This is a genomic window from Streptomyces sp. GQFP (assembly GCF_021545335.1).
Classification (GTDB): Bacteria; Actinomycetota; Actinomycetes; order Streptomycetales; family Streptomycetaceae; genus Streptomyces.
Window position 1 is genome coordinate 7,245,131 of the sequence record NZ_CP089312.1, and the last position, 24,739, is coordinate 7,269,869.

Consider the following 24,739-nt stretch of genomic DNA (forward strand, 5'->3'; position numbering starts at 1 on the left):
GGATCTGCTCGGCGGTGCGGCCGACGTTGTCGTACAGCTCGAAGTCCGGGTTGCTCAGGGATGCTCCAGGTCTCGCGTGTCAGAGATGTCGTCGAGCGTGCTGCCGGGTGTAACGGGGTGGGTCCGGCCGTGAGTTGGTCCACTCTTCACCGGGCAGGACCGGAGTGCCCGGCAGTTGCGGGTGCTTGCGGTAGGTGGGGTTGAGTGTCCGATCCACGCCTGCGGGATGGGGTATCGGGAGCTGCCGCAGACGGCGTACCGGACGTGAACCGCGCGGTAGGGATCCGGGAGAGTTCGTCGGAGGCGGTGCGCAGTTGCTGTGCCCCAGCCCGCACCAGCTCGGCGACCTGGTCGAGATGGCCCTGGAGCGGCTCACGCACGGAGTCCGGAATCGGAATCCGTGGGCCGTTGGCCGGCTGGAGAAGGTGCTGGTGGAGGAAGCCGAGCCGCTCGATGACCTGCCCGAGGCAGCCGAGGGAAGCGCCCAGGGACGGTGCGCATTGGGCGAGTGCGAAGGTCCCGTAGCGCTCGGCGGGGCCGTGCGCCGGCCGGTCGTACACCTCGTGCCGGTAACTGGTCTCCAGCTCCTCGCTGATTTCCGTCAGGATGAAGCCGACGTCGCTGATCAGGGTGCGGATGGCCGGACTGATGTCGTCACCGCGCCGCAGCTGTTCAGCGGTCGGCAGCTCTGCGGTGATCCGGTCGAGAGTGCGGGCCAGTTGTTGGAAGTAGCGAGGGTCGGCAATGTCGGGCATCAGGAAGTGACGGTCTTTCAGTCGGAGTGAACCCGCAGGGGTTTCAGTGCATGCGGGCGTCGGTGTCGAAGAGCGCCAGCTCGTGCGGGTGGAGTTGATGTTGGACGATGAAAGATCGTCCGGCGACCCGCCAGAGCCCCCGCCCCCGGTTGAGGTGGGAGATCGCGCCGGTCTCCACCGTGGTCAGCCCCAGGAGGGCTGCGGCGGCGTGGAGTTGGTCGGTCTCCTGGCGGTAGATGATGCGGGTGGAGCAGTCGGCGAGGAGGCCCTCGGCGAGGGCCCGTCCGCGGGATCCGGCGTCGCCTGCGGTGAGCAGGTCGGACAGCCGGTGGATGACCATGAGGTTGGCGATGCCCAGGCCGCGGGAGAGTTTCCACTGGGACTGCATGCGCTGCAGGAGGCCGGGGTGGCGCATCAGGCGCCAGGCTTCGTCGTAGACGATCCAGCGCCTCCCGCCGTTCGGGTCGGTGAGCGCGGATTCCATCCAGGCGGAGGCGCAGGTCATGGCGAGGACGAGGGCGGTGTCGTCGCCGGCTCCGCCCAGGTGGGACAGGTCGATGGTGAGCATCGGTGAGTGGGGGTCGAACGCGACGGTGCTCGGGGCGTCGAACATGCCGGCGAGGTCGCCGTGGACGAGGCGGCGCATGGCGTGGGCGAGGTCGCGGGAGGCGTCGCCGAGGCGGCCGGACATCAGGCCGGCGGCCCGGTCGAGTGCGTCGGGGTTGTTGAGGGTGGCGGCGATGTCGCCGAGCAGCGGGGTGCGTCCGGCGGCGGTGGCGCGGGTGACGACGGCGTCCAGCGCGACGTCGAGGCCAGTGTGTTCCATCGGCAGCAGGTCCCGCCCGAGCACGGTGCGGGCCAGTGAGCCGAGCAGCAGCAGGCGGCGTTTGCGGATCTCGCCCGCCCAGTCGGCCTCCGAGACGCTGTTCGGCCGGGGAGCTGCGTCCAGGGGGTTCAGCTTGCCGGGCAGGCCCGGCCCGAGCGCGATGGAGGTGCCGCCCAGCGCCTGCGCCACCGGCGTCCACTCCCCCTTCGGATCGCACGGGACGTAGACCCGGTAGCCGAAGGCCACCGACCGCAGCGCGAACGACTTGGCCAGCGCCGACTTGCCCTGGCCGATTACCCCGGCCAACAGGATGTTCGGGTTGGTGAAGCCCTCGATCTTGCCGTACAGGGCGAACGGGTCGAAGCAGAAGCTGGCTTCGGCGTGTACGTCGCGGCCGATGTAGATGCCCTCGGCGCCGAGGCCGCCTTCGGCGAGGAACGGGTAGGCCCCGCTCGCGGTGGCGGTGGTCATACGGTGGGCGGGGAGCTTGAGCCTGCTGTGGCGGGCGGACGCGGGGCCGGGCCGACCGGCGGGCGGGAAGAGGGGCGCCGGCATTGCCTGTTCCTCCACGTCGGGGCCGCTGGTGTGGGCGGCGGCCTCGACGCGCGCTTTCGCGGCGGCCTCGGCGAGCTGCCGACGGGCGGCCTTGCGGGAAGCACGGTCGCTACCGTGCGGGGTGAACAGGGGGCTGGCGCTGGCGCGGCGGGCGCGGCGCGCAGGCCGGTGACTCATAGCGGGGCGGCTTTCACAGGACGGCGGTCTGGCGGCGCGGCGGTCAGACGACCGGCGAGGCGGTGAAGAGAATCGGAGCCCGGTAGCTCTTGCCGTCGCCCGACCAGTCCAGCTGGATGTAGCCGTCGGCGAGGTAACGCCCGGAGCCCGCCTTGGACTTGAGGGTACCGGTCGAATACGAGCCGTTGCCGTTGCTGCTGCTGTGTTCGAGCGCGTGCTCAAGTCCGGTATAGGCGCCGGACTTCACGACCGGGTCCGTGCCCTTGACGCTCTTCTTGGTCTGGAGGACGAACCGGGCCTTGTTGAAGGTCAGGGTCGAGCGGTTCTTCGCCGTGTACGGGCCGTCCCAGTAGACGGTGGCGGTGGTGTAGATGTAGCCGCCGGAACGCATGGCGCACAGCGTGACGTCGAAGTCCCAGTTGTCCGAGTCGGGACCGGTGTAGCTCGGGTCGTCGACCGAGTGGCTGCTGGTCTTGCAGTGGTAGCTGGCGGCGGATGCCGGAGTGGCGGTGGCCAGGGCGGCGGTGCCGGTGAGCGCGGCGAGGGCGACGGCGGCGGAGGTGGAGCGCTTCAGGGCGCGCAAGTGCGGGGCCTTTCGGTGGTACGGGGTTAGCGGCTGCAGGCGGTGGTGTGGCCGTGCAGGGGGGTGTTGAGGTCGCTCGGGGTGGTCTTGCGGCGGACGATGTGACCTGCGGCGAGGTGGCGCTGGCAGATGGTCAGGACGGGTGGTCCCTCGGGCAGCCGCTCGGGGTGGCATTCCGTGTCCGTCGGCGTCTTGTCCGTCGCGGGCAGGAGGTGGAAGGCGTCGTGTACCGCGGCGGCGGCCTGGAACAGCCGGGTGTGCGCGGTGGCCAGCTGCCGTCCGGCGGCGGGGTGCGGGGGCCGGGTGGTTGCGGCGAGCTGGTCGAGCAGGTGGTGAAGCGCGGTCAGATGGGCGTGCAGCACGTCGAGGTGCACGCGGTCCGCGGGCGTGGCGGTGTGCTGGGTGCGTGGGGCGAGGGCGCGGGCGTGGTGGCGGATGCCGGCGCTGGCGGCCCGCAGATACGGGTACGCGTCGCCGACGGGAAGAGCAGAGGGCAAAGGGGAAGAGTTCCTTCCTGCCGCGGTGGCAGGACGTCGGCCGGCACCGGGGCGGGGGTTACAGGGCCGAGCGGGCGAGCGGAAGGGCGCCGAGGGTGAAGGCGTCGGGCTGCTGGTAGTAGAGCCGTCGGAGGTCGACCTGGGCGGTGACGGCGGCGGTCTCGATCTGCGCGCACGCGGCGTCAAGTGCCGCATCGGTTGCGGCGGACACGGTGAGCAGCCCGGTCAGCGCCACGTCGGCGTGCCCGGCGATCAGCTGCCGTTCCCGCATCTTGACGTCGGCGTATTCGACGGAGTCTGCTTCGGAGTCGACCTGCCCGCGGCGCGAGCGCTCGCTGGCGTCCGCGATGATCGCCGCCTTCGTGCGCTGCACGTCGCGCATCGCTGACTCGAGCCCCTGCGGCACGTATATAAGGGAGAGGGCACGGCGGACCCCGGCGGTGAACATCAGGCCGTGCAGGAAGCCTGCGCTCGTTTCGGTGCGGGGCCAGTCCTCGACCCAATAGGTGGCGTGCCGGGCCGTATCGGTGGCGAGCCGGTCGTACTCCTCGACCTGGACCACGGGCCCGGCGGCGGCCGGATCGGCTTCTGCCCGGCCGGCGGGAGACCACTGCTGCAGCGCGGACAGCGCCCTGGGGTCGTAGGCGGTGCGGATGACGGCGGCGATCTCCCGCGCGGTCAGCCAGCCGGTCACCATCAGTCCGGCGCTGCGCGCGGCCTGGGCGATGGCTGAGGTGGTCTGCTCCATCACGGTGAAGCTGCCGGGCAGTCCGCCGCCGGCCTGGGAGATCAGGCGCTTGGCGGCCTTGAGGTCGAGAGAGATCGCCAGGTACGTCTCGTGCGGGGCGGCGGCCGGTCCCGCGGAGGCGACCAGGTCGCTGTAGACCTGTCCGGCGACCGGGGTTTCGGGGCGGCCATAGTGGGTCCAGTGGCGGGCGAGGGTGTCGCCGCTGTCGGGGACGGTGCGCTCCAGGACCTGCACGGTGGCGACGTGCCCGGTGCGGGCGATGCCCGCCAGGGCCCGCCCCCATCCGGCGACGTTGTGGTTCTGACTGGCCGGGTCCAAGAGCGCGAACGCGCGTGAGGTGACGCGGGCGACGGCGGTGAGGGTCTGGCCGTGCGGGTCGTGCACGGCGGCGGCCCCGTTGGCGGAGTCGCCGGGCGTGACCACCTTCAACGAGGCGGCGGTGCCGGGCAGGTGCAGGATGCCGTCCTGGCGGGGCCGGGTGACGGGCCGGGCCAGCCACAGGGTCTGGCCGGTGCGGCGGCGGTGGGCGTAGCGGGTGACGACCGGCGCCCAGTCGATCAGGGAGCGGCCGTTGCGGCGCACCACGACCAGGGCGGCGGCGACGGCCCAGACGGGGGTCAGGAGGAGCGCGCCGAGCAGCCCGCTGGTCACCACCGTAATCAGGAGAAGCGCCAACGCCGTTGAGACGAGTGTGAGTTGAGGGAAGGAGAGGCCCAGGAGGATGCCGCGCCGGGAGCGGTGCGGGAATTTGACCGTGATCGGGGAAGCGAGTTCAGACAAGGAGCCGGTTTCCGGTGGAGCGCGGGGCCGGGACGGCACCCCCACGGGTGCGGGTGCGGGGTGCCGTCCCGGCGCGAAGGGCAGGTCAGAGGCCGGTAGGCGAAGGCGGTGGTGTGCCGGTCCTGGTCGAACTGCTGGAGTTCGGGGGCGGCGGGGCGCCCTGCGGCGGCGGAGCCGTGGTCGGCGGAGAGGACTGCCATCCACCAGCCGGGCTGGCCGCGGTGCCGGACCCCGAGCCGCCTGGGCTGGGGGTTCCGCCCATCTGGCTGCTGGTGTCGTCGGCGACATGAGTGGGCGGGGGCTGCACGGCCTTGTCCAGACCGCTCTTGGTCTCCTCGCTGCCGGACGACGAGGTTCCTGAGCTGCTGCCTTCGGTGCCGGCGCTCGGGGTGGGGTTGGAGGCGATATCGCCCGGGAAGCCGCCGGGGACGGCGTCCGGACCCTGGGGTGCGCCTCCTGCTGCGGCGGCTGGTCCGCCGGTTCCGGCGGTGGCGACCGCGGCGGCGGCCTTGCGTCCGGCACGTTCGGCGTGCTGGCGGGCCATCTGCGCGCCGGCCCCGCCGGAGCGGTGCAACGTTTCTGCGTCGGAGCCTTCGGAGGCGGCCCAGTGCACGAACTTGAACGTGGCGTACGGGCACAGCAGGACCAGGGCCATGATGACGATGCCGGCCATGACGTCGGCGAGGGCGGCGATACCGTCCTTGGCCTCGGTCTTGCCCATCGCCGCGATGCCGAGCACGAAGATCACGGTCATGAGGAGCTTGCTGACCACGAGGGTGGCGGTGGCTTCGATCCATCCCTTGCGCCAGCGTCGGGCGGCTTCCCAGCCGCCGCCGGCTCCTGCGAAGACGGCGAGGGTGACCATGACGAGGATGCCGACCTTGCGGACCATCATCACGCACCAGTAGAGGATGGCGCCGATCGCGGCGCCGATGCCGACGAAGACGGTGACGAGCCAGCCCAGGCCGGACAGCTCGGCGATCTGTCCCACCTTGACGATGCGCCGCACTGCCGTGGCGATGTCGAGGTTGGCGGCTTTGAGGAGGCCGTCGGAGAGTGCGTCGACGACTTCGATGGCGACGGTGGTGAAGGCGATGGCGGTGAACGCGAAGATCACGCCGGTGGCGGTGCCGGTGAATGCCTGGGTGAGCGCTTGGCCGTCGCGGCGGATCGCGGCGCGTACGAGCTGGGCGCAGAACGTGGCGACGAGGCAGATCAGGCCAATCGGCAGGATCATCTCGTAGTTGTCGCGGAACCACCCGGCATTCAAGTCGACCTTGGTGGTGGTGTTGACCGCCTCGGCAGCCAAGTCGGCTGCGGCGGCGGCGAGTTCGCCAGCGCTCTTGGCCATCCAGTTGCCGATGGCCGTACCGGGGTCGGAGGCGAAGTCCACGGCGTCACCGACGGCACAGAGCTGGGACGCGACGGGCAGGTCGCAGAAGCCCAAAGGGGAGTCCCTCCTTTCTCAGACGGGCTTGAGGCGTCAGGGCACGACGCTCGGGGCGATGGAGACCAGGGAGCAGCTCGCGTTGGGGCGGCACTGCACGGCGAGGGTGATGGAGCGGTCCTCGGCGCCGGCTCCGCCCTTCGTCCAGGCGATCTGCTGCTTGCCGGTGACGGTGACGGCGTAGATGTACGCCTCGGTGATCGCCGACGGGTCGTCCGCCAGCGCTTCCTTGAACGCCGAGGGGTAGTGGGCCTCGGTGACGGTGGCAGTCGCGTACTGGTCCTGGTCGGCCATCCGCGACCACAGCACCGGATCGGGCACCTGCGCGGCGATCGAGGACCAGTCGGCGTACTTCGTCTCCGACGTCAGCCACGCACGCATCCCGGCGAGCTGCTCATCGCGGCTGGTGGCGCGGGTGTCGTACGACCAGAGCATCGCGGCGGCGGCCCTGGCGAAGGCGACCGGGTCAGCCAGCTGCGGAGGCTTCGCCACCGAACCGGCCCCGGCCGACGGCGACGGGCCGGCGGACGCGGAGGTGCTGCTGCTCGGCCCGGAGGACGGAGCGGCAGCCTGGTTGTCTCCGGCTGTGGTGCGCCCGGTGAGCAGGGCGACGACGGCGGCGAGGGCGAGCAGGAGGGCGAGGCCGGTCGCGATGACCAGGGTGCGCTGGCGGGTCGACCAGGCGAGGCCGTACCCGGACAGGGAAGGGAATCGTTTCGGCATTTAGTGGACCTGCGACCCCAGGGCGGAGAAGAACGCCACGATCCCGTTGGCGGCACCGAGTCCGAGGGCGGCGCCCGCCGACACGACCGCGCCCTTCTTGCCGTTGGCCTCGGCCTGGTGGCCGCCGGTGTGGTGGCCCCAGGCCCACACACCGAGGGAGACGGCGAGCGCGCCGACCACCGCGACGATCGCGAACAGGTTGATCGAATTGACGACGTTCTTCAACACAGCCAGACCAGGCAACCCGCCGCCGGAGGGCGTGATGCCGGGGTCGTAGGCCAGGTACTGCACGGTTTCGAGCAGGGGCAAAGAGGCTCCTTGCGCGCGCCGAAGCCCGGCGCGCGGGAATCACGGAAGAAGGGGAAGCGAGGGCGGCGAGTGCCTGGAAAAGGGGAGAGCCGACGGCGGGCCGGGAGACGGCCAGCCGGATCGGCGCCCCAGAAGGGAGGTGCGGCGTGCACGAGAACACGGCAGGTGCCGCGGCGATGCTCGGGCGAGGCCGCGCCTCGGGCCGTGCTGCCGGCGACAGTGCTGCGGCGCGGAATCCGAACCGGCCGCCGGGGTGCGCTACTTCGGGATCGACGGGGTGGGCGCGCCGTTGGTGCCGTACGGGTTGGCGCACTTGTAGATCACGTAGCCGCGCAGCTTCTTTCCGTCGGACTTGCGGGTCACGGTGCCCCGGGTCCACCAGGTCTTGGTGGCCTTCAGGTAGACCCACTGGTCGTAGGTGATCTTGTCGCCTCGGTAGGCGACACCGACCGCGGTGGCCGTCGTCGACGGCGACTTGCGGACCTTGACCGCGCTGCACGAGATCTTGGTGGTGTCGGTGTCGTACGCCTGCGCGGTGGAGGCGGTGGCCAGGCCGCCGGCGGCGACGGCCAGACCCACAGAGGCTGCCGCGAGGGCACGCTGGGCGCGGTGACGGGATATCAAAGAGGTGCTCCGTGGTGTCAGGGGAAAGAGGGCAGGAGGCTGGGTCCTGCGGGCCCCGTCCGCGGGGGCGGGCGGGGTCCCGGTCGGGAGTGGTGGGCCCGGGCTGCCGCGCCCGGAACGGGGATCAGATGACGCGGCGCGCGGCGAGGATGTCCCAGTCCGCGAGAGGGGTGATTCGAACTGGTTTTCCAGTCCTTGGTGCCTCGATCGCGAGGCCCGAGCCGATGTACATGCCGACGTGTTCGGGGCGGGCGGCACTGCCGCGGGAGAAGATCAGGTCACCCGGCTGAAGATGCTTGACGGAGACGGCCTTGCCCTCGTTGATCTGCGTGTACGTGGTGCGGGTGAGGGCGATGCCGGCGTGCTTGTACGCCTGCTGCGTCAGCGAGCTGCAGTCGCAGCGGCCCATCGGGTCGGGGCCGTGCGGCGCGGTGCAGGTGCCGCCCCACTGGTACATCGTGCCGAGCTGCGCCATCGCCCAGGCGATGGCCTTGCGCGCCTTCGGATCCGCGTCCTTCGGGATTGAGTAGCCCTTCGGCACCGACCCTTCCGGGATGGTGCCGTACCCCGAGCCGTCCTCCGTCGCCGCGCAGGACGCGGTGTCCGTCTCGCTGGTGTCCTGGCTGGCGTCGGGGAACGTCGCGGCGATCGCCTTCTGCAGGGCTCTCGCCAGGTCCTCCCAGTCGGCGTAGGCGTCGGGGTATGCCGAGCGCTGGACCTTCTGGGCGGCCTGGGCGACGGTCAGTTGCTGCCAGCCGTCCACCGCGAGCAGGTGCTTGTAGAACTGGGTGGAGGCGTAGACGGGGTCGTGGATCTCTGTGGCGGTGCCCCAGCCCTGGCTCGGCCGTTGCTGGAAGAGCCCGAGGCTGTCGCGGTCGCCGGAGCTGAGGTTGCGCAGCCGCGATTCCTGCATCGCGGTGGCGAGCGCGATGATCTGTCCCTTCTTCGGCACGTTCAGGCTGATCCCGGTGGCCACGATGGTGCGGGCGTTGGGGATCTGCTCCTCGGGCAGGGACAGGCCCTCGACGCGGACGGTCTTGGCGTCCGCGCCGTTGAGGATCTTGGTGACCTGCTCGACGACCGTGTCGGTGTCGACGTCGCCCACGCACGTGAGGGAGGAGTAGGTGCTCTGGGCGGCCTCGCTGCTGGTGGCCATCAGCATGGCTGTGCCGGCGAGGAGGAGAGGGGAGAGGACGAAGACGCCGATGCCGGCGGCCACGCCCTTCAATCGGAGGAGCCTCCCCGGCGGCGGTCGCGGTCCGGTGACCTGGGCAGGGGCGGGTAACGAGGCGTCATCAAGGGTCCTTTGGATGCGGTGTCCGGCGTGCCGCGTGCGCGTGGCGTCGTGGAAGGAGGCGCGGCGGCCGGGGTGGGCGATCGAGTGCGTCGGCCGGCCGTGGGCGAGTTGCCGCTCGCTCGGCGGGGCCGAAAAGCGCTAGGTGTGCTGGGGCAGGGGGAACCTCCAGGAGGCAAAGAAGGGGGAGCGCCAGCGGCGGTGTGCGCCGGGCGGTTCAAAAACAGTAGGCCCGAATCGGCCGTTGACCAAAAAGTCGGCGGGATGTGCCGGATTCCGGTCCCTCGGGCGGGCACTTCTTGGTCGTCGGCCGATTCGCCTCTACAGTTTTAGGACTCCCTCGCCCTCCCCGGTCTGCGGCCTCGGGCTTCTGTATGCCCATTTTCGGTTCCGCGGGGACGCCATTGTGCGAGGCGGTCATTTCCTGCGCATGCGCATTCACCGACCCGAATCGGGGTTCCTCTTTGCCTTTTTCCCTGCATCAGGGCGACGCCTTGAGCGTCCTTTCCAAGCTGCCGGACGACTGCGTCGATTCCGTGATCACCGATCCGCCCTACAACTCGGGCGGGCGGACCGCGAAGGAACGCACGAGCCGGTCGGCCAAGCAGAAGTACACCTCCGCCGATGCCCAGCACACGCTGCCGGACTTCACCGGCGAGAACATGGACCAGCGGTCGTACGGATTCTGGCTGACGCAGATCATGACCGAGGCGCACCGGCTCACCAAGACCGGCGGGACCGCGCTGCTGTTCACCGACTGGCGTCAGCTACCCGTTACGACGGACGCGATCCAGGCGGCTGGCTGGCTGTGGCGGGGCGTGCTGGCCTGGCACAAGCCGCAGGCCCGCCCGCAGAAGGGGCGCTTCACGCAGAACTGCGAGTTCGTCGTCTGGGCCTCCAAGGGCGCGATCGACGGCTCGGCCAACCCGGTCTACCTGCCGGGCATGTACTCCGCCTCACAGCCGTCCGGTTCGGCCCGGCGGCACATCACGCAGAAGCCCGTCGAGGTGATGCGCGAGCTGGTCAAGATCTGCCCCGACGGCGGCACGGTGCTCGACTTCTGCGCCGGTTCGGGCTCGACCGGGGTCGCCGCGCTCCTCGAAGGCCGTGACTTTATCGGCGTGGAGAAGACCGAGCAGTACGCCGCCGTCGCGGCCGACCGGCTCACCGAGACCATCCGCCAGACCCTCGCCCAGGACGACCTGATCCTCACCGCCTGACCCGCCAACAGGCCCTATTTCAGCGATAGTTGGTGACTTTCGCAATCCCAGGCCGGCATCCGGGGCGGACCTCGCCTTTCCTGCGGGTCGGCCTGTTCGCCACCGCGTGGCGTGTCCTGCCATTCCCACGGCCGAGGAGGCCATTGCTTTCATGCCTGAATCCGTAGAACCCCCCAATGAGGGGGAGTTGGAACCGGTCCGCCTGCCCGACTCCCAGTTGGAGGGGATCGAGGCCAGTGTGCGCCGGCTGATGGAGGAGTCGGCGCAGCAGGCCCGCCAGCTCGACCATCTGGCCGCCGCCCCGGCACCCGGCGGATCGCCGTTCGCCGCTTTCGGCCTGCCGGGATTCGGCGGACCGCCCCCGGCACCGTCCCCGGAGCCGCGTCCCATCCTGGAACTGGAGGGCGAGGCGTACGAGGACGAACTCGACGCGCTGTCGGACTGGGTGGACGACTGGCTCCTGCCCGTCTACGGAGCCGAGGTCACCACGGCGGCGCCCTGGTGCCCGCAGTGGCAGGAGCACCAGGACGTCGTCGCCTGGCTGCACGCCCTGTGGATGGCCTACCAGCAGCACAAGGATCCCGAGGCGGGCCTGTCCGGCATGGCGGTGTGGCACCGGGACTTCCTCACCCACACCATCGCCGCCGTCCGCGCGCCGGGCGGTCCGCTGTCGGCCTGTATGACCTCCCCGGAGCGGCCCGCGCACCGGATCCTGCCCGGTCCGCCTCCGTCCGCACGTCCGCAGAAGACGACCGCGCAGCCCGAGTCGCCGGACTCCGGTGGACCGTATGAGCTGACGGCATGAGCGGGGGACGGCCACGGTCGGCCTTCGGCTTGAGCTTCGATCCCCGCGCCCTGACCGACCTGCTCCAGGCACCCAGCGACATCCGCGACCTCACTCTGGCCTACCTGCAGGACGTCGTGAACGGCCAGCGCTTCGGGCTGCGGCTGACGGGCGACCTGGAGGGCTACCGCAAGCTCTTCGTCGACGCCCGAAAGGACTGGCGGGTCGTCTACGGCCTGCGGCCGGCCCCAGAGAACGCGGTGCACCAACGGGAGATCTACGTGGTGGCCGTCAGACCCCGGGCCGGCAACGACGTCTACGACGAAGTCGGGCGGCGCCTGGGCATGTCGCGCCGCCCGCTCAGCGCGCGCACGCACGCGGCGCGCTCGGCGTCGCCGCAGCTCGCGGCCCGAGGCCCGGCACCGAGGCCCGGCCCCCTCCCCTCCGCGACGCCCGGCCTGCCCCGCGCCGCGCCCGTCGCGTCACACCCTTTGAGTACACGGAAGTCCCCGTCCATGTCCCGTGATTCCGCGTCGGCAGCAGCCCGGCGCGTGTTGTCCTCGCTCGACTCCCGGATCGAGGCCGCCACCGGTCACGTCGTCGACACCTTGTGGGCCCACCGCGACCGAAGCGTCCTCGATGAACCGCACAGCGGCCTGGTCGACCGGCATCGTGAGCTGGTCCAGGCCGAGACGGGCGTGACCTTCTACCGCACCCTGCTGAACCGCCTGTCCAGCGGCGAGTTCCCGATCGATACCGCCCTGTTCAGCCGGATCGAGCGCACCGTGAAGCAGCTGCGGGACGCGGCCGACGTCCGGGACGCCGCCGTACGACGGGTGCTCACCGCCCTGGCACCGATCGAGGCCACCGCGAGTGCGGCTTCCGGAGCGGCGGCCGAGGAAATCTCAACTGCCGATCAGGCGGCCCTGCTGGCCATTGCCGGCGGCGCCAAGCTCTACGAGCACCTCCTGACCGGCCGCCTCGCGGTCACCGCGGCCTCCGGCACCCGCATCCCCTACACCGAACTGCAGCGCCTCATCTCCGGTGGTCTCGTGTCCGTCGACACCAGCCACCCGGTCCACGCCGGACAGCCCGTCAGCCTCACCGACGCCGGCCGCGCTGCACTCGCCGCCGGACGCCGTCCCCCGTCAGCCGGGGTACAGACGGTGGCGGCACGGCCCGGAGCGTGGCCGTCCACCCCAGCACCCCGGCGCTGACCGCCCCCGAAAGGCTCTTGTTGCCCTCCTCTGCACCGCCGACCGCCCCGGGCGACATGCCTGAAGTCGACTTCGACGTCGACGAACTCGACGCCGATGAGCAGATCTCCCGTGACTTCTACCGACAGGTCCAAGTCAACGAGGACATGCTCCTCCCGCTCGCCGAGCACCACACCGCCGGCCGTGAGCACAGCTACTACGTCCTGTTCGACCGCACCGCCACCTTGGGCCACCCCGGCGTCCCCCGGTACGTCGCCGTCCACCTGCACCGGCACCACGAGAAGCGGACGTTCGACTTCGAGAAGGCCCCGCTGCCGCTGCCTTCGATGGCGCAGTCCTGGCTGATCCACCGCGGCTGTCCCGCCGACGCCATCACCCTCGACCCCCAGCAGGGGCCGCCGGCGGACGAGGCGACGCGGGCTCTTGAACAACGCCTCGCGGGCGACGGCAACCACTACGCCCTCGGCTACTCCTACACCCGCGACGACCCGGACGACATGGTCACCGTGGTGGCCCTGCGCGCCCTGGACGAGCGGGCCACCTCGCCGTTCCGCGTCGTGGTCGAGGAGGTCGACACCGGTGCGTGGACGCACACCCTGCGCGAGGGCGGCTTCGCCACGGTCGAAGAGGCCCTGACGTGGTGCGACGACCGGCTCACCGGCACGGCCGGCCCCCTCCCGCCGGTCCGGCCGGCCACGTCAGCGACCCGCCCGGCACTCCCGCCAACAGCGTCCATTCCGCGCCCGCCCGGCAAATCGCGCTGAGCAACAACGCCGACGGGCGCGGCGCAACATAGCCGACGATCGCCGGTTGGCCAAACCGGCGATTCTCCGGACTCTATTTACGGCCGACGGGACAACAACCCCGGCCGATTCTCCCCACCCCTCTTTCTTTTCCTGCATGGAGGTTTCTTCCGCATGCGTTCCACCCGAATAGCGATATCCGCAGCCGTGCTCGGGGCGCTCGCACTGCCGGTTGCGTCGGCTTCGGCGGCCACCGCGGCCCCGGTATCCGCCGCCACGGCACTGCCCGCATCGTCCTGCACCAGCAACCCGTACCTGCCGTGGGCCGTCCACGGCACCAGCGCCGTGACCATCCGCTCCAAGGCCACGACCGCGTCCACGGCCGTCGGCATCCTCTACAAGTCGCACAAGTTCACGGTGCACAAGACGACCAAGGGCGCGAAGTGGGTGTACATCACCGACAAGACCACCAAGGTCACCGGCTGGGTGTCCGGCAAGTACGTCTACCGCGACGTACGCATGTGCCTCGACTGACGAGCAGTCGGCACCAACCGGCCGCTTCTTAAGCCGAGTTGACCGCTCTTTCGCATTCTCACGCTCATGGGCGCCGATAGGCCCCTGCCGCCAAGGAGTTCTTTCTTGTCCGACGAGATATCCGACGGCACGGTCGATGTCGTGGACGTGCTCACCGAACAGATCGAAGCCCGTTTCGGACTCAGCATGGAGCAGCTGAAGGCCGTCGTCGCCGCGGCGCCGGACGCCAATCCGGACGCCACCGACATCGTCCGCTGGCACGGGCTTCTCCTGGAGTCCCAGACGGTCCTCGACCGTGCGGAGCACGACCTGATGGTGGTGCTGGAGACCCAGCCCGACCCTGTCGCCGACCGGACGCATGCCCTGGTCCGCCGTGTCGAGGCAGCCGTGGTCGCGCGCGACGGGCGGGCCCAGACGCTGCGGTGGTATCTGGACCCGACGGCCCCGGGCAAGCAGGGCCTTGCCGCCGAACGGCTGGCCCGACTCCGCGCCACCCGCCCAGGTCCGGCGGTGCCGACCAGCGCCCCGCCCCGGCCGGTCAGCGCGCCGCAGGCCGCAAAGGGCGTGACACGGTGAGCACCCGGCGCAAGCCCAGCTCCGTGGACGCCCGACTGCACCAGGTCTTCGACGCTCCGATCGATGAGCTGTACGAGATGGCGGTACGGTCCGATGCCTCCCCGGCCCTGACCCGCGCGCTGGAGTTGCGGTCCTTCCTCGCCCTGGCCGAGGAGCAGGTCGCCCGGGTCCGTGACCGCGTGCACGACGCCACGGCGGCCGACCGCGACATGGGCGAACTGTCCCCCGACGCCCTCCGGATGGACGCCGAGTGGCTTCAGGCGGCACTCGACGCCCGCGACGGATACCGCGCCGCGATCGACACCCTGCTGCGCACCATGCCGCCGACCGGCCACCGCACCCAGCCCGTCCGCACGGCGCAACCCCAGGTCACCACCGCTCCGTCCACGGCCGTCGCCGCCCCGGCACCGCAGCGTGCCGGGGTGGCCCGGGCCCGGTAACCGTGAAAGCCCCCGAATGCCCCACCTGACGTCCACCGGCATCGCCGGACGCATCGAGGACCTCTACGGTGCCCCGCTCGCCGATCTCGCCACCCATGCGCAGGACCTGCCGCCCGGCATGCTCTCCGCACTCCTCGGCCTGTACCACGGCCTCGCCCTCGCCGAGCAGAGCATCGCCTCGAACCGCGACCGGCTTGCCCAACTCGTCGCTGGCGAAGGGCAGATCAGCACCCACGAGGCGTCGCACATTCTCGACTGCGCCCGCCGGCTTGCAGAAGCGGTCGCCGTCCGCGACGTCCAGGCCACGACGGCACTGGCCGTACTCCAGAGCCTGGGGCGCGTCGCCGCCCCCGAGCCGTCCCCGGCGCCCGCGCCCGCCGCGCCCGCGCCTCCCGTGGCGGCGACGAGCGCCGCTCCGAGCCGCTGACCCCTCGCGGGCATCCCCCCTTCTTTTCTTCCTTCACCCAGGAGTTGCTCCCTTGGCCCTCACCGGTCTGCCTCCCGACGCCGACACCGACATCGCCCGGGTCTCCCAGGCCCTCGCCATGATCACTCCGCGCTGGAACGCGAGGATCCTGCTCGCCCTCGACGGGAAGCCGCTGCGCTACAAGGAGATCGCGCGCAAGGTGTCCTGGCTGCTCAATGGCCAGCTGCACCTCAAGCTGAAGCAGTTGTGCGATGCCGGCCTTGTCCAGCGCACCGAGCACACGACCCGACACGTCACCTACGGCCACACCGACCGTGCCGCCGCCCTGCTGCCGGTCCTGCCGCTGATCGTCACCTGGGCCGAGAAAAACCTGGAGAAGCCGGAGAGGCCGCTGCCCGCGATCGAGCAGATCGAGGACGGCCTCACCCTCCTGACCCGGCGGCACGCCGTCGCGCTTTTGTGGGTGCTGAAGGTCCGCGGGGAGAGCAGCGGCCGGACCCTGGCCCGGCTGGTCATGCCCGACAGCGACTGGACCAACGTCTACCCGCCGCTGCGCCAGCTCGTCGCCGACGGCCTGGTCGACACCGACGGCACCGGGCACCCCTACCGCCTGTCCGCAGCCGGCGACGCTCTCGGGCCCATCCTGGGCGCGCTGTCCGCATGGTCTGCGGGACAACCCCTGCGGCAGGCCGTACGCCACCCGGTCTGGGGACGGCCGGACGACCCGCCCGCCGCGCAGAAGTGGGTCAGCAACCCGGCGCGGCTTCCCGCCCCGACCGCCACGCCCGCGCCGGCCAACACCCGCACGAACCCGTCCCCGGCCTGGCAGCACGGCGGACTCTTCTCCCACGCCACCCCCGCCCGCCCGACGGCGGCCCTTCCGGCGGGAGGACCGCGCCGATGACCACCCTCTCCACCACCGACGTCCAGCGCGCCCAGGCGGTCCTGTCCTTGCCGGCCCTGATCCGCCTGATCACCGAGATCGACGACAACGGCCCCATCCCGCCCCGCGCGCTGACCCGCACCCTCACCGACATCCACGCGGACCACCTGCGACACAGCGCCGACCAGGCCCGCGTGCTCGGCCTCGTCCACGTACAGCCCGGCGCCGGCCTCAGCCTGACCACGGCCGGCGTGGAGTTGGCCGACGTGTACGACGCGATGGCCCGCTGGGCTCGCCGCCACGAGCGTCCGGCTCCGGTCTGCGACTTCACCGGCCGGATCCAGCACACCCTCGCGCTCCTGGCCCAGCCACCGATACGCCCCTCGCACAGCGGACCCCGGCGACGTGCCGACGTTGCCCCAGCGAACTCGGAGGCTGACACGGAGTTCGCACGGCTGCGCCGCCTCCTTCAGGAGTGGCTGCAGGACCATCCGCAGGTCGTCGGGGTCGCCGATCCCGAGATCGCCGCGTGAGGGCAGGCTCCGCCCAGCACGCCCGCCGCCCCGCCTCGTCGTCCCTGGTGCGCGGCGTCTACCTGCCCCGTAGCGCCGACGGTGCCGCGTTCGCCCTCGCCACCTACGGCATCCCGCTCATCGTGGTCGCGACGACGGGGTCGGCGACGCTGACCGGACTGGCCTTCGCGCTGGAGTGGCTGCCCCGACTGGGCGCGTTCACGGTGGCCGGCACCCTCGTCGACCGTCACGGGATCGCCCGCGTCTTCCGCACCGCGTGTGCCCTGCGGGCCGTGGTCGCTCTGGTGGCCGCGCTCCTGCTGGCCGTGCACGGTACGGGAGTTGCGGCGGTGGTGACGGTGATGACGCTCGCCCCGCTGACCGGCTTCCTCACCGAGTTCAGCTATGTCGCGGCGGAGACCGCGGGCGGCGAGGCGAGCCGGGCGGCAGGAGCCGGGGCACACCGGGTGCAGTCCGTGCTGCTGGGCATCGACCAGACGGCCATGCTCGCCGGGCCCCTGGTGGCGGGCCTGCTGCTGGAACACGGCGGACCGGCCGTCATGCTCGGCACGCTCGCCGCGTTCTCCGTCCTCGCCGCCGTCCTCGCCTCCGGCCACCGGACCACGGCGAGGGCCGCGGTGAGCAGCAAGGGCGGACTGCGCACCGGGTGGCGCACACTGCGGGGACTTCCCGCTCTCGCCTGGCTGGTGGGCGGCCTGGTCGTCTCCAACACGGCCGTCGCCCTGCTCCAGGCGGCCCTGCCGGTCATCGTGGTCAGCGAACTGGGACGCTCCAGCGCCCAGGCCGGACTCATCTGGTCCGCCGCGGCCCTCGTCTCCCTGATCGCGATCACCACCGCCCGCCGGGCGATCGACCGGTGGGGCCTGTGGCCGGTCGGCGCCATCGCCGCCGCGATCGCCGCCTCAGCGACCCTCGCCGTCGCCCACACCCACACCTACCACGGATACCTCCTGCTCATCGCCGTCCTGATGACCGGCGAGGGCGGCCTCACCGTCGTCCTGCGCACCCTGCGCTCCCACCTCATCCCAGCGGACGTGTTCGCCAGCACCCTCGCCGTGACGATTCTGCTGCTCCTGCTGCCCTACCCCGTCGCGGGACTGCTCGTCGCCGCCGTCCCGGTCGCCCAGCTCGGGCACGCCCTCACCGCCGCCGCCCTCCTGCAGGCCCTCGGTCTGGCGACCGCATTCGCCCGGCTGCGCACCCTGACCGCCCGATCCGCCTGACCTTCCGGTACGAGAGGACCCCTCGCCGCACATGCCCACCATCACCCAGGACGGACTTCCCGGCCTCGGCCTCCCGCACCGGGACGGCCCCTCCATCACCGACCAGTTCCGCGTGTTCAACGCACAGCACCCCTGGGTCTACCGCGCCCTGGAGCAGCTCGTCGCCGAACGCCTCGGCCAGGGAGCGACCCGGGTCGGGATGAAGGCGCTGTTCGAGGCCCTGCGCTGGCGCCACCCCCACGGGGTCAAGGGCCTCAACAACAACTACACGGCCCTGTACGCACGCCAGTTGATCGCCGCGCACCCGCACTGGGCCTCCGCGATCGAGACGCGCCGCCGACGCAGCCCGTGAACCGGGCACCGTCCCGCCGACCGTCCGTTCAGATCATCGAGGAGCCTGTTCTTGTCCGACCGCCCCATCGTCCTGGTCGTCGCAGCCGATCGGGAAGCCGAGGGATACCGCGGAACCTGCCTTAAGGCCGTGACCGCCGCCTACGACGTCGTCCTCATCACCGGCGAGGAGCCCTCGTGGGAAGTGCCCTACATCCGCGACTGCGTGGTCGTCGCGGACCCGACCGATCAGGCGGCGCTGTCCGCCGCGGGCCAGGTGCTGGCCGAGCGCCACCGGCTGGCCGGGGCGTTCACCTGGACCGAGTGGTGTCTCGTCCCGGTCGCCCGCCTCGCCCGCCGGCTCGGCCTGCCCACCACGGCACCGGAAGTGATGCGGGCGTGCCGCAACAAGGCCACCGCACGCACCTTGTTCGCCCGGCACGGCGTCCCTTCCGCCGCCTCCGTCAGCGTCCGCAGCCTGTCGGAGGCGCAGGACGCCGCCGAGCGGATCGGCTACCCGGTCGTCCTCAAGCCCGCCGCACACGCGGCCAGCATCGGCGTCATCAGGGCCGACACCCCCGAACAGCTCGGCGCGGCCTACGCGTTCACGAACCAGGTGGCCGGGCTGGGACGCGAGAGCCGCAGCGTCCTGGTCGAGGAGTACCTCGACGGGCCCGAGGTCTCCGTCGAGTGCGTCACGCACCGTGGCGAGACCACCGCGGTTGCCCTCACCCGCAAGACGGTTGGGATGCCGCCGTACTTCGAGGAGACGGCGCACTCGGTCGACGCGGCCGACCCCCTGCTCGCCGTGGTCGCCCCCGCCGCGCGGGCGGCGATCCGCGCGCTCGGGATCACCGACGGCGTCAGCCACGTCGAACTCCGCCTGGTCAACGGCCGCCCCCGTCTCATCGAGGTCAACGGCCGCATCGCCGGCGACATGATCAGCCATCTGGTGAGCCTCGCCACCGGTATCGACCTGCCGCGCGCCGCCGCCGACATCGCCTGCGACCGCGCCCCCGACCTCACGCCCACCCGCGCCTCGGCCGCCGCGATTCGCCTCCTCTACCCGGACACCTCCGGCACCCTCGACCGCCTGGCGTACGAGGGCGAGAGGCCGTCGTGGCTGGAGCGCCTCCACTTCCAGCACCACGTCGGCGACGACCTGCTGCTGCCCGCCGACGGGGGCGACATGTTCACCGCCCGCATCGGCTACCTGATCACCACCGCGCCCACCTCCGCCGTGGCGCAGGCTCGCGCCGAACAGGCCCTGGGCAGCCTCGACATCCACATCACACCCCACACCCCCCATGCGCTCGCCGACGGCAGGGTCGCATGAGCCATCTGCTCGCCTCAGCCCGACGCGAGCGGACGGTGCTGACCGGCTACTTCCTGGGACTCGGCGCGGTGATGGCCCTCTGGGGCGCGCGGATGCCCGCCGTCCAGCACGCCGCCCACCTGAGCACCGCACGCCTGTCCTTGGTGCTGCTGGCCGCCGCCCTCGGCATGGTCGCCGGCCTCACCACCGGCGGCCGGCTCGCCCGGCCCGAGTTGCTGCCCGCCCTCACCATCGGCGGTGGCGCCGGACTCGCCGGATGTCTCGCCGTCCTGGGACAGTGCACCACCCTCACCTCGCTGCTCCTGGCCGCCATGCTCTTCGGGGCCGCGCACGGAATCCTGGACGTCGCCCTCAACACGGCGGCCGTGCGCTGCCAGAACGCCATCGGCCGGCCCATCATGGCGTCCCTGCACGCCGCCTACTCCGGCGGAGCCCTCGCCGGTGCCGGCCTCGCCGCCGCGACGGCCCGTATGCCGCACACCGCCCTCTTCCTGGTGACCGGCCTGGCCCTGGTTGTTCTTGTACTCGCCAACGCATCACGCACCCTCGCCCTGGCGGGCCTGGGGCATCCGGCAGCGTTCACCGGGCCCGGGGCCGACGAGGGAGGCCGGGCGTTGTCGGCAGCGAAGCTGTGGCTGCTGGGCGCCCTGGCCGCCGCGATCCTGCTCGGAGAGGGGGCCGCCGCCGACTGGGCCGCCGTCCACCTGCACAGCCTGCACGCCACAACGGCTGTCAGTGCCACAGCGTTTGCCCTCTATAGCGGCGCCATGATGACCGGCCGGTTGACCGGCGACAAGCTCACCGCCGCCGTCGGTGCTCCCGCCGTGGTCCGCGCCGGCGCGCTGCTGGCCGCGGCCGGCCTGGCCACCGGCGTATCAGCTGCCAGCGTGCCGCTCGCCCTGGCCGGGTGGGCCGTCTTCGGCCTCGGGCTGTCCACCACCATCCCCTCGCTCATCACCGCCGCCGGCGCCGGCGGACCCCGAGCGGTGGCCACGGTCTCCGTCACCGGCTACCTCGGCCTGCTCGCCGGCCCCGCCCTCATCGGCGCCCTCGCCTCCGCCACGTCCTTGTCCACGGCCCTGCTGCTGCCCGCCCTCCTCGCAGCCGCCGTCGCCGCCCTCGCCCACCGCGCCCTGGAGAACACCACCCCTTGACCCGCACCATCACCGCACACCCCGGCCTCGACGCCGCGATCCTCGACTACAACGGCGTCATCGGCCGCCAGCCCCGTCTCGATCAGTGGCAGCACCTCGCCCGCACCGCCCACTGGCCCGAGCAGGATCTCGCGGGCTTCCAGGACGCTGTCTGGGGCGCCCGACCGGCGTACGACGCCGGGCAGTTGAGCGATATGGCGTACTGGGCGAAGGTCCTCGGCTCTCACCCGGGCCCGCGCCTGCTGCGCCAACTGCGCGACGCCGACACCGATATGTGGACCACCACGGACGACCGCGTCCTCGCTGTCTTGGAGCGCGCCCACTCCAGCGGGCTGCCGTTGTTCCTGCTGTCGAACGCGCCCGCCCACCTCAGCGACGTCCTCGACGCCACCGACTGGTGCCGCCGGCTCATGACCGGCGCCTTCTACTCGGCCCGCCTCCAGACGAACAAGCCCAACCCCGCCGCCTACCGGCAAGCCCTGGCCGCGACCGGAGCCCGGGACCCGCGACGGGTGCTGTTCGTCGACGACCGGGCGGAGAACTGCCAGGCCGCCGAGCGCCTGGGCCTGCGCACCCTGCACTACACCGGCCGGGTCGTCGACCTCGAAGCCGCACTGCTCTCCGGCTGATCCACCCTCCCCATCCCTTCATCCCTCAGGATCTTTGTGCCTTCGAACGACATCGGCGGGGACGTCTACGTCTCACCCCGCTACCTCGCCGGGCTGCCCGGACACGCCGACCCCAGCTTCCATCCGGTGGCCCACTGGCCCCATCACCGCCTCGACGCCGGCCCGTGCCAGCTGGTGGTCACCTCGCCGGACCACCGCATCCGCATCGGCTGGCTCGGCGACGACCACGACACGTGGCTGATCAGCGCCGCCGAGGACCCCGTCTCTGCTGCCCGCTGGACGGCGCGCATCAACCAGAACACTCCACCCGAGATCGTCGAAGGACTCACCCGCGCCCTGGCCGCCGAGTGGGACGAAGACAGCGACTCCTTCCTCACCTCGCGGTCTTACTTCTGGAGCGACGCGGTGCGGCCGTTGCTCGACGCGGGCTGGGAGAAGGGACCCCTCGCACGCGGCAGGGTGGAGGTCGTCTCCCCGGACGGCCTGGCCGGAGCGAGCATCGACGTTGTGACCTCCAGCCCCGACGCCGAGACCGTGACTTTGTGGGCCGGACCGCCGGGATGGGCAACCCGCGCCGAGGCGACCTTCACCGCACGCACGCCCAAGCACCTGATCGCTGCCACCGCCGCCGCCCTCGCCGATCCCACCCCCGTCCTGCGCTACAGGGACTCACTCGACCCGCGGCTCGCCCAGCTGGCCCGGCTCACCCCCGTCACACCGCCCCGGCCACCTGCGCCGACCCCACTCGACATCCAGCGGGCCGCCGCAACCCGCCGCCCAGCCGCCGTACCGGCCCGCAGTGTGCGCCGGTGGACCACCGCCACACCCCCGCCCGCACCGGCCCTGAGCCCCCGCCCGGGCCTTCGCCGCTGATCCACACGACCCATCCACGCGGGAAGGAGCGATATGGCCCTGCAGGCCCCCGAGTTCTTCGCCGAACTGTGCCTCCCCTTCCACGACAGCACCGTCGTGGGCAACACCTACTTCGCCGCCCCATCCCGGACACACTGCTGCGGCTGCGGATCGACTTCACCAAGACCATCCACGCGGACACCTACGGCGGCCTGCGCCTGGCACTCGTCCACTCGGACCGCGGTGAGATCGACTCGGTGGCCCTCAGCTTCGTGGATCACGGCACCTTCCACCGCCGCGACGAAGCCCACAACACCCGGGTGAACACCAAGCAGTACGGCACGTTCAGCACCTACCACCGCCCCGGCCGGCCGCCGTGGGAGGGCGCCGTCACGACCGGACTGCGCGACGCGATCGAGCAGTACACCGCCGTGTGGTTCCCCGGCGCGTGGGCCGCGTCCCCACCGAGCCGCCCTGCTTGCCGTACCGCTCACCCGGCGCCCGCCCGGCCGAGCGCACGGGCCAGTGGCCGAGCCCGCTGAATCCCAGTCCTCCCAGGCCCTTTCCCCCGCGTGGCCTTTCCCGGCAGGAGCCATCTTCGTGTTGCCCGACCCCTTCAAAGACCTCGACCCCACCCAGCCTGTCAAGGTTCTCCCGCGCCACCTGGCCGGCCCCGGCCCGGCAGACCTCCACACGGCCTGGCCGTTCCCCTTCGACGAGGACTGGTCACTGCACCAGCCCGACGAAGGAACGGCCTACGCCACCAGCCCCTGCCTTCGCCTGTGGACCAGCTTCACCCCCGAACCCGAAAAGCGGGGCAAGGGGACATGGACCATCGGCGCCAATCGTGCCCCGTTCGGGCAGACCGACTGGAAGATCACGTTCGACGCCACCACCCCCGTCGAACTGCTCCACGACATCCACGCCGAACTCCTCGACCTCCACCGGGACGACCGCACCAGCGACCAGGACCGGCTCTTCGACGACCCCACTGCACCGTACGAGGGGTACGCGCCGTTGTTCGCACGGGGCTGGAGCCACGACGTCAAGACCGACGGCACGCAGACCTTCTTCGCCCCGGACGGGCTCGGCGGCGTGCGGCACCGGTACGCCACCAAGGACTTCGGCACAGCGGCCTGGCGAGCCTGGGGCGGATACCCGAGCGAACCGTACTGGCAGGCGCACTTCTCGTTCGGCACACCTACCACCCTCGTCGCGGCCTTCACCGCCTCGCTGATCTCCACTGAACCGCTGCACCGCACCGTCCAGGACGTCCCCTTCCACACCCGCCGCCACCTCTACGTCGCCACGGCGGCAACCAAACCGCCATCCACCTACTCACCTGCCGCCCCGCCTCCGGCGACGGCCTCTGGCCGGACCCGATGACCTCCCCACCACTCGATCAAGGAGTCCCCTTCTCGTGCCTGCTCGTTTCGCCCGTGGCGCCAGCAGATCCGCTGCCCTCGCCGCCGCGCTGACCGCCACCCTCACCTGCGCCACGGCCGCGACCGCCCAGGCGTCCGAGCCGACGCCCTCGGCCTCCACTGTTCCCGCTGAGACGCCGGCAGCGGATGCGGGCAGCGTCGCGATCACCACGAAGGACACGGCCGGAGACGTCCTGCCCGGCGCCGCGTTCCTCCTTCTCGACTCCTCCGGCCAGGAGGCCGGACGCGGGAAGACCGACGCCCAGGGGAAGCTGACCTTCCCCGCCCTCGCGCCCGGCGTCTACCGGCTGAAGGAGACGGACTCCGGAAGCCCGCTCCACGACGTCGCCGCCGACCAGGACGTCATCGTCACCCCCGGCGCGACCGCCCCCGTGACGGTCATCGGCACCTTCAAGCCCGCCCATCTCACCCTGAAGGCCAAGGACAACAAGACCGGCAAGCTGCTGCCCGGCTCCACCGTCAACATCGGAACCGGTGACACGACCCTCCTCACCCTCACGACGGGCCCGAAGGGCACGGCCTCCGGGGAGCTGCCGATCTCCAGCCGTACGACGAAGTTCTGGGTCAAGCAGACCAAGGCGCCCTCCGGCTACGCCCTGTACAAGCCCTCGAAGACGTTCACCGCAGGGCCTGGCGCTCCGGTCACCGTGACCGTCACCAACTCCAAGACCGCGACCGGTTCGAGCCCTGCTCCGACCGAGAAGGCGACGGACCAGCCGACCAGCACGCCGACCACGCAGGGCGACAAGACGGTCGGCGGCACGTCGGCGCGTCCGGCGGACTCCGCGACGCCGGACACCGACTCCTCGCTGGCGGCCGACGCGTCCGGCGAGACCACGTCCACGACCCCCGCCGGCTCCCTCGCCCACACCGGAGCCGATGCCAGCCCGTGGCTCGCGGGCGGAGCAGGTCTCCTTGTCGCCAGTGGCATCGGAATGCTGGCTGCTGCCCGAGCTCGCCGTACGGGCAACAGCGAGAACACACCGTCCGGTGAAGGGTGACGTAGCGTCATTAGCCGTGATGCAAAGGCCCGGAAGTCCCTGACTTCCGGGCCCTTCCTCGTCTCGGGTGGCGGTGAAAAGCCCGCAAGCCGCG

The 24,739-nt window shown here is 71.5% G+C and carries 27 protein-coding genes and 2 pseudogenes; 19 read left to right on the forward strand and 10 right to left on the reverse strand.

Annotated elements, in window-relative coordinates:
- Positions 1–146: 146 nt before the first annotated feature.
- The 10 genes from LUX31_RS32755 to LUX31_RS32800 form a co-directional block, all read right to left on the reverse strand.
- Positions 147–755 carry a hypothetical protein gene (locus tag LUX31_RS32755; RefSeq protein WP_235478920.1) on the reverse strand — a complete coding sequence of 203 codons (609 nt, stop codon included), beginning with the start codon at positions 753–755 and terminating at the stop codon, positions 147–149.
- 43 nt (positions 756–798) lie between these two features.
- Positions 799–2,313, reverse strand: a complete 1,515-nt coding sequence (locus LUX31_RS32760; protein WP_235478921.1) for an ATP-binding protein — start codon at positions 2,311–2,313, stop codon at positions 799–801.
- A gap of 43 nt (positions 2,314–2,356) precedes the next feature.
- Positions 2,357–2,896 carry a hypothetical protein gene (locus LUX31_RS32765; RefSeq protein WP_235478922.1) on the reverse strand — a complete coding sequence of 180 codons (540 nt, stop codon included), beginning with the start codon at positions 2,894–2,896 and terminating at the stop codon, positions 2,357–2,359.
- 26 nt (positions 2,897–2,922) lie between these two features.
- The gene (locus LUX31_RS32770) at positions 2,923–3,393 is read right to left on the reverse strand and encodes a DUF6238 family protein (protein WP_235478923.1); all 471 of its coding nucleotides are present in this window, start codon (positions 3,391–3,393) and stop codon (positions 2,923–2,925) included.
- Between the two features lie 58 nt (positions 3,394–3,451).
- The gene (locus tag LUX31_RS32775; RefSeq protein ID WP_235478924.1) at positions 3,452–4,921 is read right to left on the reverse strand and encodes an SCO6880 family protein; all 1,470 of its coding nucleotides are present in this window, start codon (positions 4,919–4,921) and stop codon (positions 3,452–3,454) included.
- An 85-nt stretch (positions 4,922–5,006) separates the two neighbouring features.
- A complete protein-coding gene (locus tag LUX31_RS32780) occupies positions 5,007–6,368 on the reverse strand; it encodes an SCO6881 family protein (protein ID WP_235478925.1) in 1,362 nt (453 codons plus the stop codon).
- A 36-nt stretch (positions 6,369–6,404) separates the two neighbouring features.
- The gene (locus LUX31_RS32785; protein ID WP_235478926.1) at positions 6,405–7,091 is read right to left on the reverse strand and encodes a hypothetical protein; all 687 of its coding nucleotides are present in this window, start codon (positions 7,089–7,091) and stop codon (positions 6,405–6,407) included.
- On the reverse strand, positions 7,092–7,400 hold the full coding sequence (locus LUX31_RS32790; protein WP_235478927.1) for a DUF6112 family protein: 309 nt from the start codon (positions 7,398–7,400) through the stop codon (positions 7,092–7,094).
- Positions 7,401–7,658: 258 nt separating this feature from the next.
- Entirely contained in the window at positions 7,659–8,024 is a 366-nt protein-coding gene (locus tag LUX31_RS32795) for a hypothetical protein (protein WP_235478928.1), read from the reverse strand.
- Between the two features lie 124 nt (positions 8,025–8,148).
- A complete protein-coding gene (locus LUX31_RS32800) occupies positions 8,149–9,252 on the reverse strand; it encodes a C40 family peptidase (RefSeq protein ID WP_235478929.1) in 1,104 nt (367 codons plus the stop codon).
- A gap of 530 nt (positions 9,253–9,782) precedes the next feature.
- Between LUX31_RS32800 and LUX31_RS32805 the strand changes: the two genes are divergently transcribed.
- From LUX31_RS32805 to LUX31_RS32900, 19 genes and pseudogenes are all read left to right on the forward strand, one after another.
- Positions 9,783–10,538 (forward strand): DNA-methyltransferase, encoded by a 756-nt coding sequence (locus LUX31_RS32805; RefSeq protein WP_235478930.1) that lies wholly within the window; start codon positions 9,783–9,785, stop codon positions 10,536–10,538.
- A gap of 250 nt (positions 10,539–10,788) precedes the next feature.
- Positions 10,789–11,343, forward strand: coding sequence for a DUF4913 domain-containing protein (locus tag LUX31_RS32810; protein ID WP_235480141.1), 555 nt, complete (start codon positions 10,789–10,791; stop codon positions 11,341–11,343).
- Positions 11,340–11,810 (forward strand): annotated as a pseudogene (locus LUX31_RS32815) (hypothetical protein); the annotation flags it as partial. The gene LUX31_RS32810 and the pseudogene LUX31_RS32815, both read left to right, overlap by 4 nt.
- Positions 11,811–12,595: 785 nt before the next feature.
- Positions 12,596–13,303 (forward strand): hypothetical protein, encoded by a 708-nt coding sequence (locus tag LUX31_RS32825; RefSeq protein ID WP_235478931.1) that lies wholly within the window; start codon positions 12,596–12,598, stop codon positions 13,301–13,303.
- A 153-nt stretch (positions 13,304–13,456) separates the two neighbouring features.
- The gene (locus LUX31_RS32830) at positions 13,457–13,816 is read left to right on the forward strand and encodes an SH3 domain-containing protein (RefSeq protein WP_235478932.1); all 360 of its coding nucleotides are present in this window, start codon (positions 13,457–13,459) and stop codon (positions 13,814–13,816) included.
- 105 nt (positions 13,817–13,921) lie between these two features.
- The gene (locus tag LUX31_RS32835; RefSeq protein WP_235478933.1) at positions 13,922–14,392 is read left to right on the forward strand and encodes a hypothetical protein; all 471 of its coding nucleotides are present in this window, start codon (positions 13,922–13,924) and stop codon (positions 14,390–14,392) included.
- Positions 14,389–14,832 carry a hypothetical protein gene (locus LUX31_RS32840; protein ID WP_235478934.1) on the forward strand — a complete coding sequence of 148 codons (444 nt, stop codon included), beginning with the start codon at positions 14,389–14,391 and terminating at the stop codon, positions 14,830–14,832. Before LUX31_RS32835 ends, LUX31_RS32840 begins: the two co-directional genes overlap by 4 nt.
- Positions 14,833–14,848: 16 nt before the next feature.
- Positions 14,849–15,259, forward strand: a complete 411-nt coding sequence (locus tag LUX31_RS32845) for a hypothetical protein (protein ID WP_235478935.1) — start codon at positions 14,849–14,851, stop codon at positions 15,257–15,259.
- Positions 15,260–15,311: 52 nt separating this feature from the next.
- A complete protein-coding gene (locus LUX31_RS32850; RefSeq protein ID WP_235478936.1) occupies positions 15,312–16,163 on the forward strand; it encodes a winged helix-turn-helix transcriptional regulator in 852 nt (283 codons plus the stop codon).
- Positions 16,160–16,675, forward strand: a complete 516-nt coding sequence (locus LUX31_RS32855) for a hypothetical protein (RefSeq protein WP_235478937.1) — start codon at positions 16,160–16,162, stop codon at positions 16,673–16,675. Before LUX31_RS32850 ends, LUX31_RS32855 begins: the two co-directional genes overlap by 4 nt.
- The gene (locus tag LUX31_RS32860) at positions 16,672–17,898 is read left to right on the forward strand and encodes an MFS transporter (RefSeq protein ID WP_235478938.1); all 1,227 of its coding nucleotides are present in this window, start codon (positions 16,672–16,674) and stop codon (positions 17,896–17,898) included. Before LUX31_RS32855 ends, LUX31_RS32860 begins: the two co-directional genes overlap by 4 nt.
- A 31-nt stretch (positions 17,899–17,929) precedes the next feature.
- The gene (locus tag LUX31_RS32865) at positions 17,930–18,250 is read left to right on the forward strand and encodes a hypothetical protein (RefSeq protein ID WP_235478939.1); all 321 of its coding nucleotides are present in this window, start codon (positions 17,930–17,932) and stop codon (positions 18,248–18,250) included.
- 51 nt (positions 18,251–18,301) lie between these two features.
- Positions 18,302–19,564, forward strand: coding sequence for an ATP-grasp domain-containing protein (locus LUX31_RS32870; RefSeq protein WP_235478940.1), 1,263 nt, complete (start codon positions 18,302–18,304; stop codon positions 19,562–19,564).
- Positions 19,561–20,718 carry an MFS transporter gene (locus tag LUX31_RS32875; protein WP_235478941.1) on the forward strand — a complete coding sequence of 386 codons (1,158 nt, stop codon included), beginning with the start codon at positions 19,561–19,563 and terminating at the stop codon, positions 20,716–20,718. The genes LUX31_RS32870 and LUX31_RS32875 overlap by 4 nt, the downstream gene beginning before the upstream one ends.
- Positions 20,715–21,347: an HAD-IA family hydrolase gene (locus tag LUX31_RS32880; RefSeq protein ID WP_235478942.1), complete on the forward strand. Its 633-nt coding sequence runs from the start codon at positions 20,715–20,717 to the stop codon at positions 21,345–21,347. Before LUX31_RS32875 ends, LUX31_RS32880 begins: the two co-directional genes overlap by 4 nt.
- A 36-nt stretch (positions 21,348–21,383) precedes the next feature.
- Positions 21,384–22,220 (forward strand): DUF317 domain-containing protein, encoded by an 837-nt coding sequence (locus tag LUX31_RS32885; protein WP_235478943.1) that lies wholly within the window; start codon positions 21,384–21,386, stop codon positions 22,218–22,220.
- A 33-nt stretch (positions 22,221–22,253) separates the two neighbouring features.
- Positions 22,254–22,741: pseudogene (locus tag LUX31_RS32890) on the forward strand (hypothetical protein).
- Positions 22,742–22,799: 58 nt separating this feature from the next.
- Positions 22,800–23,585 carry a DUF317 domain-containing protein gene (locus tag LUX31_RS32895; RefSeq protein ID WP_235478944.1) on the forward strand — a complete coding sequence of 262 codons (786 nt, stop codon included), beginning with the start codon at positions 22,800–22,802 and terminating at the stop codon, positions 23,583–23,585.
- A gap of 34 nt (positions 23,586–23,619) precedes the next feature.
- Positions 23,620–24,645 (forward strand): SpaA isopeptide-forming pilin-related protein, encoded by a 1,026-nt coding sequence (locus tag LUX31_RS32900; protein WP_235478945.1) that lies wholly within the window; start codon positions 23,620–23,622, stop codon positions 24,643–24,645.
- The last annotated feature ends 94 nt before the right edge of the window (positions 24,646–24,739 follow it).

Bases quoted from the DNA above. Each gene is read 5' to 3' on its own strand.
- LUX31_RS32755 (WP_235478920.1), bottom strand. From the start codon at position 755: ATGCCCGACATTGCCGACCCTCGCTACTTCCAACAACTGGCCCGCACT.
- LUX31_RS32760 (WP_235478921.1), bottom strand. From the start codon at position 2,313: ATGAGTCACCGGCCTGCGCGCCGCGCCCGCCGCGCCAGCGCCAGCCCC.
- LUX31_RS32785 (WP_235478926.1), bottom strand. From the start codon at position 7,091: ATGCCGAAACGATTCCCTTCCCTGTCCGGGTACGGCCTCGCCTGGTCG.
- LUX31_RS32810 (WP_235480141.1), top strand. From the start codon at position 10,789: ATGGAGGAGTCGGCGCAGCAGGCCCGCCAGCTCGACCATCTGGCCGCC.
- LUX31_RS32825 (WP_235478931.1), top strand. From the start codon at position 12,596: ATGCCTGAAGTCGACTTCGACGTCGACGAACTCGACGCCGATGAGCAG.
- LUX31_RS32830 (WP_235478932.1), top strand. From the start codon at position 13,457: ATGCGTTCCACCCGAATAGCGATATCCGCAGCCGTGCTCGGGGCGCTC.
- LUX31_RS32845 (WP_235478935.1), top strand. From the start codon at position 14,849: ATGCCCCACCTGACGTCCACCGGCATCGCCGGACGCATCGAGGACCTC.
- LUX31_RS32855 (WP_235478937.1), top strand. From the start codon at position 16,160: ATGACCACCCTCTCCACCACCGACGTCCAGCGCGCCCAGGCGGTCCTG.
- LUX31_RS32865 (WP_235478939.1), top strand. From the start codon at position 17,930: ATGCCCACCATCACCCAGGACGGACTTCCCGGCCTCGGCCTCCCGCAC.
- LUX31_RS32875 (WP_235478941.1), top strand. From the start codon at position 19,561: ATGAGCCATCTGCTCGCCTCAGCCCGACGCGAGCGGACGGTGCTGACC.